Here is a 7,742-nt window from a genome sequence, read left to right as displayed (position 1 = left end):
CGACGCCCACTCACGCTGTCGCCGCTCGAACTCCTGCTTCTTGCGGTCGTACACGCGATTACGGGCAGCCTCGAATCGGCTCCAGAGCGATTGCTCATCCTCCTTGCCAGATCGACCTGCGCGCTTCCATTCATCCATCAGGCGCTTCAGCTCGTCCGAAGCTGTCCTCAAATCGCTGGCATGGGTGAGTGCCTCGGCCCGGCTGACGATACGTTCCTTCTCGCGGCGAGATGCCTCGTTCTCCTGCTTGACCCGGTCGAAGTGAGCGTTGCGTGCCGCGTTGAATCGATCACGTGCCGCGCTGAACTGCGCCCATTGGGCATCATCCGTGGCCTTCTCGCCTCGCCCGACAGACTTCCACTCGTCCAGCAGACGCCGGAACTCTTCGCCACCCTGCTTCCAGTTCGTCGATGTCGCGAGCCGGTCGGCCTGCGACACCAACCGCGCCTTCGCTTCGCGGGCCACCGTCCAGTTGTCTTTGACATCAGGGAAGAGCTTCCGCGTGTGCCGCATGTCGTGGTGCCCTGGGTCACCAGTCTTTTGTTGCCAGGCGTGGACATGATCGACGTCGCGCTGGATGTCTGGGACGTGTCCACGGGCGACAAGGGCCTCGTTGCCGTCCTTCGTGAACTTGACCGTGACCTTCTCGCCGCGCTCGGTGGACCCGTGGACGAGGTCGTCCTTGTCCCACTTGCCGTCGCTCACACAACGATGATCGCCTAGACATCAGGCCTCGCGCAATCAAGCTCACGCGCGCCGTCAGAAAGGGCGAGGCGAGCCCCCCGAGCACCGCTTGCGCACCTGTCGCGTGTACCCCGTCTGCGAGTTCGTGGGCGGGCCGCCCGTCGCCAAGGAGACCTACCGTGTTCGATCTGCTCGCCAACGTCATGTCCGCGCCGCTGCTGGTGCCGATGGACATCAATATCGACCCCAACACCAACGGCCTACCGGGGATCATCAACTGCGCACCATCGTCGGCGCGGTGATGACCATCGGCCTGATCCTCAGCGTGCTCGCGCTGATCGTGTCCGCGATCGTGTGGGGCTTCGGCGCGAACTCCTCCAACCCGCACCTCGCCTCGCGCGGGAAGATCGGCGTCCTCGTCTCCTGCGGCGCTGCGGTGATCTGCGGCGCGAGCGTGACGCTCATCAACTTCTTCTGGAACGTCGGCCAGTCCGTCTAACCCGCACCGTCGTTGAGAGTGCTGGTGTTCGTGATGGGCGTGTGCGACGTTCCCGTGATCTCCTCGGTCTGCGATGCCGTCGGCGAAGGAGCCGCCTCGCTGGTCGCGGCCCCGTTCGACTGGCTCGCGCAGGCGATGGGTGCTGCCGCCGGGTGGCTGTTCGAGGCCGTCTGGTCGGTCTTCGACACCACGACTCTGGTGGATGTCACCAAGTCCGGCTACATCGCCGTCTACAACCTGCTGTTCGGCATCGCGGTCTTCGTAATGCTGATCTTTTTCTGTCTCCAACTCATCACCGGGCTGATCCGACGCGACCCCACCGCCCTCACCCGCGCCGCGCTGGGCCTGGCGAAGTCCGTCCTCGGGTCGTTCGTGGTCATCACGTTCACTGCGCTGCTGCTGGAAGTCGTGGATCAGTTGTGCATCGGGATCGTGCAGGCCGCCGGAGAGACCACCGAGTCGATGGGTGACAAGATCGCCCTCCTCGCCACAGGGCTGGTCGGCATCAACATCGCCGCCCCCGGCGTCGGCGCGATCATCACGATCTTCATGGCCGGCCTCGCGATCACCGCCGCCGCGATCGTGTGGCTGTCCCTCCTCGTCAGAAAAGCACTCCTGCTGGTCGCGGTCGCGTTCGCGCCTCTCGCGTTCAGCGGCGCATCCTGGGACGCCTCGCGCGGGTGGATCGGGAAGTGGGCGATGTTCGTCGTCGCGCTGATCTGCTCAAAGCTCGTGCTCGTCGTGATGTTCCTCGTCGCGATCACCCAGGTCTCCGCACCGATCGACGCCGACCTCGCCTCGGTCAGTGATCCCATCGCGGGGATCGTGCTGATGGCGATGGCCGCGTTTGCCCCGTATCTCACGTACAAGTTCATCGCGTTCGTCGGGTTCGACATGTACCACGCGATCGGCTCCGAGCAGGACGCCAAGAGCGCACTCAACCGTCCGATCCCCGTCCCGACCAAGCCGCAAGGAGGCGGCGATCCGAAGAAGGTGCTCGACGGGAGCAGCAGTGGCGGCGGGAACGCGGGCGGAGGCTCCGGTGGAGGAAGTAGCACACCGCCACCGCCGAAGACCCCGGCACCGGCACCCGCCGCGGGTGGTGGAGGTGCCGCCGCAGGCGGGGGCGGCGCGGCCGCGGCCGGCCCCGTGGCCGCAGGGGTGGTGGTCGGGGCGAGTATCGCCAAGGATGCCGCGACCGCCGGGCCGAAGGCCGGAACGGCCCTGGGAACCCAGGGCGAGCACGCCGCCGACGCAGCCGCGCAGACAACGCCACCGCCCGCCGCCTCACCTGCGGCACCGCCGTCAATCTCGGCACCACGACCGCCGAGCACCGACCCGTCACCGCCGCCGAAGCAGCCCCCGCCGCCCGCGCCACGCCCACCGAAGGAGTAGATGATGAGCAGCACGAACCACGACCGTCCCACTGCGGGTGAACTCGTGCCGGTGAAGTTCTCCAGACTCACCCGCCGCGGCGTCCTCCTCGGCCTGTCGCTGACCCAGCTCATCACGCTCGCCATCGGCGGAGCCACGCTCATCGGCGCGTTCTACGCCGGAGGTGGGATGCTGCTCGCCTACAGTGCCCCGATCTGGGTACTCGCCGCCGCGCTGACTTGGATACCGATCGCGGGCCGGCCGATCGTGGAGTGGCTGCCCATCGCCTGCTGGTGGCTGTGGCGCACCACCGGCGGGCAACTGCTGTATCGGCGCAGGATCGTCGTCCCGCGCCCCGTCGGAACCCTCGCCCTGCCCGGCGACATGGCGCGACTGCGCGAATACACTGACCCCGAAACCGGGACAGGGATGATCCACGACCCTCACGCCGCCACGTTGACGGTGGTGTGCGAGGTCACCCATCCCGCGTTCGTGCTCCTCGATTCCGGCGAACAGGAACGCCGCGTCAGCTCCTGGGGCCGCGTGCTGGCCACCGTCTGCCGTTCCGGGCGAATCGCCACTCTTCAGGTCTTGGAGCGCACGCTGCCGGACTCTGGCACCGGACTGGCCGAATGGTGGGCCACCCACGGCACCCCGGACGGATCATGGGCGGCCGACACCTACGCAGAACTCATCGACCGCGCCGGACCCGCGGGCGAACGCCACGCCACCACGCTCTCACTGTCACTGGACATGAAGACGGCAGCGCGGCAGATCAGGACCGCTGGCGGCGGGATACGCGGTGCCGCCGCCGTGCTGCGGCAAGAGATGAACACCCTCGTCGCAGCGCTCCGCTCCGCCGACCTCTCGCCCTCGGAGTGGCTCACGCCGGGGCAGATCGCCGTGATGCTGCGCTCCGCCTACGACCCCGCGGTTGCCGCCACTCTGGAGCGACACGGCAGGCTCGGCCAGTCCCTCGCGACCGCAGGGCCCGTCGCCGTCACCGAAACCTGGGGCCGGCTGCGCACCGACTCCTCTCACCACGCGGTGCTCTGGGTCAGCGAGTGGCCCAGGTCGCTGGTGTATCCGGGATTCCTGTCGCCCGTGTTGCTGTCCACCGGCATCCAGCGGTCGTTCTCGCTGATCTGCACCCCTATGCGCTCCGACGCTGCCGCTCGCGACATCCGCAAGAAGAAGGTCGAGCACATCTCCGACCAGGCCCAGCGCGCAAAGATCGGCCAGATCGAAGACGCCTCCCAGACCGCCGAATACCACGACGTTCTCCAGCAAGAAGCCGACCTCACCGCCGGCCACGGTATCCTCCGCTACACCGGCCTCATCGCCGTCTCCGCACCCACCATCGAGGAACTCGACGCAGCCGTCGCCGCGATCGAGCAGGCCGCGATCCAAGCATCCTGTGAGACCAGGCTCCTCGTCGGCCAGCAAGCCGCCGCGTTCACCGCCGCCGCGCTCCCGCTCTGCCGACGCGTGTGACTTCAGTCCCTTCAGGCGTCTCCGCCAGATGATCCCTTCGAGTCGCCGTTCTTGAGGACCGCGCCGACGACGAGGGTCCCGATGCCGAGGACACCCACAGCGACCTTCGGCCCAGCCTCTGCTGCGGCGTTTCGCAACTGCTGCGGATCGCGCACTGCGTCTCTCCAACGAGTACTGGTCAGCGCTTCCCGGTCGGACTCGATCGCGAATGGCATATGGAAGTCATCAATGGAGTCGCTGACGGTGTTGATCGAGTTGATTACCTTGCGTGCGGCGCGGGCATGCAGCACGACGTTCTCGCGCGCGACACCACCAGCCTGATCGAGGCGAGTCATGAGGTGCCCTGTCTTCAGGACGATCTTGCTACGCCGCTGCTGGAGCGCAGCATCGAGACCAATCCGATGTCCATCCAGCGAAGCCGGCGCTGTGTCGAAGACATGATCCAATTCCAGCACCGCGTACTCGTTCTGCAACTGGAAGCAGCGCGCAAGCACAGCGAGCCAGACGCCGACTTCTGCCTCAATGTCCTGGGTCGCCCTTGCGAGGGCACCCACGCCCGACTGATCGTTTACCTTGTCGGCGAGGGCTTCCAAGGCACGTAGTGCGTCTGCTTGGACCTCGGCGATTGTGCCCACCTCGGTCTTGATCTTGTCCCAAGCGGTTTCGCGATCCCCTCCGTGTTCGCGTATCGCCATCGCTTCTTCGATGACGAAGCTGACTCGATCCATCTTGGCGAGGACTTCGTCTCTTTGCCTACGGCGTACGTCGTCGAGCTTCCCGTCGATGGCGACGAGGAGCTGTTTCAGCTCCTGTGCCTCTTGCTGCCGAGCAAACTGAGCCATCACTCCGGCAGCACCGGAGAGGATCGCGGGGTTCATGAGAAGAGATGCCGGACCATCCTCGATCTGAATCCACTTGCTGATGGAGCCGGGGTCGCCCAGCATGGCGTGACTGATGCCTTTGGTCTTCGTAGGCATCAGGCCGAACTCCTTGACCTGCTCGGCCGACTCCTTGGTGAGTCTCACGTACCGGCCAGCGTTCTCAGCGATGTTGGACGCCGCTTCCGCCACCTTCGACCCCGTGTCGAGCACTGATCCGAGCCTGTCGAGACGAAGCTCACGCGAGAAGGACAACAGCCCCACTGAATCAAGGAAGCGCTCGATGGCCGACGGGTTGCCGATGACAGCCAGCCCCTCGCCGTCATGGATCAACTCGATCTCATCAGCCACCTGCCGCTCCTCCTCTGTCAGCTTCTGACCTCAAGAGTATTCGTGACCGCCGACAGCCGGGTGGGAGTCCTGCGCACCTCCAAGACACATGACGTGCCAGGAGGTCCATGATGCCCACGTTCTTCAATTCGACTGCCGACGCCGCCGAGGCATCCGAGGCACTGCGGGGGTCGGCCCACGCAAGCCGGAGGTTCGATCAGCCCGCCGACATGTACGGAGTGATCGGTGATCTGTCCTCGGGGATGCGCTCGCTGCGGCAGGCGCTCGACCAGATCGCCGATGTTCACGAGCACAAGGCCGCGCACGCCTTCAACGACGCCGGGAGTCACGGGGCAGGAGCGCGCGATGCGCTCGCTGCTGCGGAGGAACTGCGGAAGGCCGCGAACCTCGTCGACCGGGCGTACGACCGGCTCGCGGAAGGGTTCATCGCCGCCGGGCGGATCGCCTGGCACCCCGACGCGGCCGTCACGGAGGCCGCGCTGTCGCGGTGGGTCAGTGTGGTGTTCCTCCAGGGCGAGGAGGCCGACCGGCCGTTGCGCATCCTCGGCGAGCTGGGGCATGTCGATGCGGTGGACTTCCTCGCGCAGTGGGACTACGGCGACGAGACCACGCAGGCCGTTGGAGAACGGGTACGTCTACGACGAGCCCGGCGAGGGAACGAACGACCGGGTGGTGCTCTCGGGCGACTACGCGCTGGTCGTCAACTCTCACGTCGGCTACGTCTCGCTGCTGCGCCGCTACACAAAGCCGGAGGCCGAGCGCCCGGATGCCGAACAGGTCGAGTCCGTTCCGGTTCAGGCGGGGCCGGAGCTGCTGGTCTCGTACTCGTCGCCGGGTGCTCCGGAGCGGGCCGACCTGCCGACGGCGAAGCGGGATGGGTCGTGGTTCGAGCCGGCGAAGATCACGGCGGTCAAGCAGTCGCGGGGGCTGGTGCTGTGACCGAGGATCGCGCGCGGCTGCACACCGCCGTTCTGGTGGCACCGTCGAAGGAGCGGCGGAAGCTCCGCAAGCAGCGCCGCAAAGCCGAGGCCCGACTCCACGCCGAGCAGCGAAGAACCGCGATCGCCGCCGCGAAGGCGAGGGCTGAGGCGGAGCGTGCCGAGCGCCGCGCCACTATCTACCTACCGAAGGCCGGCGAGCCCGGTGCCGCGAGGCTGCGCACCCCAGGTCGGTTCCATCTGACGCGGCATCAGGACACATCGGCGACGCTGGCGGGCGCGTACCCGTTCGTCGCTGAGGGTGGGCTCGGTGCCGATGGCGTGTTCGTCGGGCAGGACCTCTACTCGGGCGGGAGTTTCGTCTACGACCCGTGGGTGCTCTACGCGCGCGGGATCATTACCGCACCCAACGTGGTGCTGGCCGGGATCGTCGGCTCCGGCAAGTCCTCGCTGGCCAAGTCTCTCTACACGCGGTCGCTACCGTTCGGGCGGCGCGTGTACGTGCCCGGCGACCCGAAGGGCGAACACACCGCCGTCGCCAATGCTGTCGGTGGACGTGCCATCGTCCTCGGTCACGGCCTCAACACTCGCCTGAATCCACTCGATGAAGGCCACCGACCGAGCGGCCTGTCGGACGTGCAGTGGGCCTCGACCGTCGCGGCCCGGCGGCGTGACCTGATCGGCGCACTCGCGGAGACCGTGCTCGCGCGGGGCTTGTCGCCGTTGGAGCACACCGCGATCGACATCGCCCTGACCCAGACGGTGCGGGAGAACGACGTGCCGATCCTGCCGATGGTCGTTGACCGCATCCTCGCCCCGAGCACGGATGCCGACGGTCGGTTGGCCGAGGACGGCAGGCTCGTCGGCCACGCGCTGCGTCGTCTCGTCGCCGGTGACCTGGCCGGGTTGTTCGATGGGCCTTCGACGGTTGCGTTCGATCCGTCGTTGCCGATGATCTCGCTCGATCTCTCGCGGGTCACCGAGAACTCGACGCTCATTTCGGTGTTGATGACGTGCTCGTCGGCGAGGATGGAGTCCGCGTTGCTCGATCCGAACGGTGGGCAGCGGTGGGTGATCTACGACGAGGCGTGGCGGCTCATGTCCCATCCCGCGCTGTTGCGGCGGATGGATGCGCACTGGCGACTCGCGCGGCATTACGGGATCGCGAACATGCTGATCTTCCACAAGCTCACCGATCTCGACAACGTGGGCGACCAAGGCTCGGCGATGCGGTCGCTGGCCAACTCCTTGTTGGCGAACGCGGAGACGCGGATCGTGTACCGGCAGGAGTCCGATCAACTCGGCCCGACGGCGACCGCGCTCGGCCTGACCGGGACCGAGCAGCAGCTCTTGCCGAACCTCGGCGTCGGCCAAGGCCTGTGGCGGATCAAGGCCAGGAGCTTCGTTACCCAGCATCAGCTGCACCCGGCCGAGCTGGCCTTGTTCGACACGAGCAGCCGCGCGGCGGGAATTCCCCGCAAGTTCAAGAATCCTGAAGCCTGATTCGCCGGAAGATGCGGGTCG

The 7,742-nt window shown here is 66.8% G+C and carries 7 protein-coding genes and 1 pseudogene; 5 read left to right on the top strand and 3 right to left on the bottom strand.

Annotated elements, in window-relative coordinates:
* A partial coding sequence (locus tag M3G03_RS12660) for a DUF349 domain-containing protein (RefSeq protein WP_259810491.1) occupies nucleotides 1–705 on the bottom strand: 705 nt, incomplete at its 3' end.
* 182 nt (nucleotides 706–887) lie between these two features.
* On the opposite strand from M3G03_RS12660, the pseudogene M3G03_RS12655 reads away from it, so the two are divergent.
* From M3G03_RS12655 to M3G03_RS12645, 3 genes and pseudogenes are all read left to right on the top strand, one after another.
* Nucleotides 888–1,183: pseudogene (locus tag M3G03_RS12655) on the top strand (DUF6112 family protein).
* Between the two features lie 33 nt (nucleotides 1,184–1,216).
* A complete protein-coding gene (locus M3G03_RS12650) occupies nucleotides 1,217–2,578 on the top strand; it encodes a conjugal transfer protein TrbL (RefSeq protein ID WP_396121962.1) in 1,362 nt (453 codons plus the stop codon).
* Nucleotides 2,579–2,581: 3 nt separating this feature from the next.
* Nucleotides 2,582–4,051: a PrgI family protein gene (locus M3G03_RS12645; protein WP_259810489.1), complete on the top strand. Its 1,470-nt coding sequence runs from the start codon at nucleotides 2,582–2,584 to the stop codon at nucleotides 4,049–4,051.
* 11 nt (nucleotides 4,052–4,062) lie between these two features.
* Here M3G03_RS12645 and M3G03_RS12640 read toward each other — a convergent pair whose 3' ends face one another.
* Both M3G03_RS12640 and M3G03_RS12635 read right to left on the bottom strand, forming a co-directional pair.
* Nucleotides 4,063–5,280 (bottom strand): hypothetical protein, encoded by a 1,218-nt coding sequence (locus tag M3G03_RS12640; RefSeq protein ID WP_259810488.1) that lies wholly within the window; start codon nucleotides 5,278–5,280, stop codon nucleotides 4,063–4,065.
* 17 nt (nucleotides 5,281–5,297) lie between these two features.
* Nucleotides 5,298–5,840, bottom strand: a complete 543-nt coding sequence (locus M3G03_RS12635; protein ID WP_259810487.1) for a hypothetical protein — start codon at nucleotides 5,838–5,840, stop codon at nucleotides 5,298–5,300.
* A gap of 58 nt (nucleotides 5,841–5,898) precedes the next feature.
* Here M3G03_RS12635 and M3G03_RS12630 point away from each other — a divergent pair, with 58 nt between their 5' ends.
* A complete protein-coding gene (locus tag M3G03_RS12630) occupies nucleotides 5,899–6,219 on the top strand; it encodes a hypothetical protein (RefSeq protein ID WP_259810486.1) in 321 nt (106 codons plus the stop codon).
* Nucleotides 6,216–7,721, top strand: a complete 1,506-nt coding sequence (locus tag M3G03_RS12625; RefSeq protein WP_259810485.1) for an ATP-binding protein — start codon at nucleotides 6,216–6,218, stop codon at nucleotides 7,719–7,721. Before M3G03_RS12630 ends, M3G03_RS12625 begins: the two co-directional genes overlap by 4 nt.
* Nucleotides 7,722–7,742 lie beyond the last annotated feature (21 nt).

The organism is Aestuariimicrobium sp. p3-SID1156, from assembly GCF_025144225.1.
Taxonomy (GTDB): domain Bacteria; phylum Actinomycetota; class Actinomycetes; order Propionibacteriales; family Propionibacteriaceae; genus Aestuariimicrobium.
This window is presented reverse-complemented; position numbering and strand designations above follow the sequence as displayed.

Excerpts from the sequence above, each read along its gene's own strand:
- M3G03_RS12650 (WP_396121962.1), top strand. The coding sequence starts at position 1,217 with ATGGGCGTGTGCGACGTTCCCGTGATCTCCTCGGTCTGCGATGCCGTC.
- M3G03_RS12645 (WP_259810489.1), top strand. The coding sequence starts at position 2,582 with ATGAGCAGCACGAACCACGACCGTCCCACTGCGGGTGAACTCGTGCCG.
- M3G03_RS12635 (WP_259810487.1), bottom strand. The coding sequence starts at position 5,840 with ATGCCCCAGCTCGCCGAGGATGCGCAACGGCCGGTCGGCCTCCTCGCC.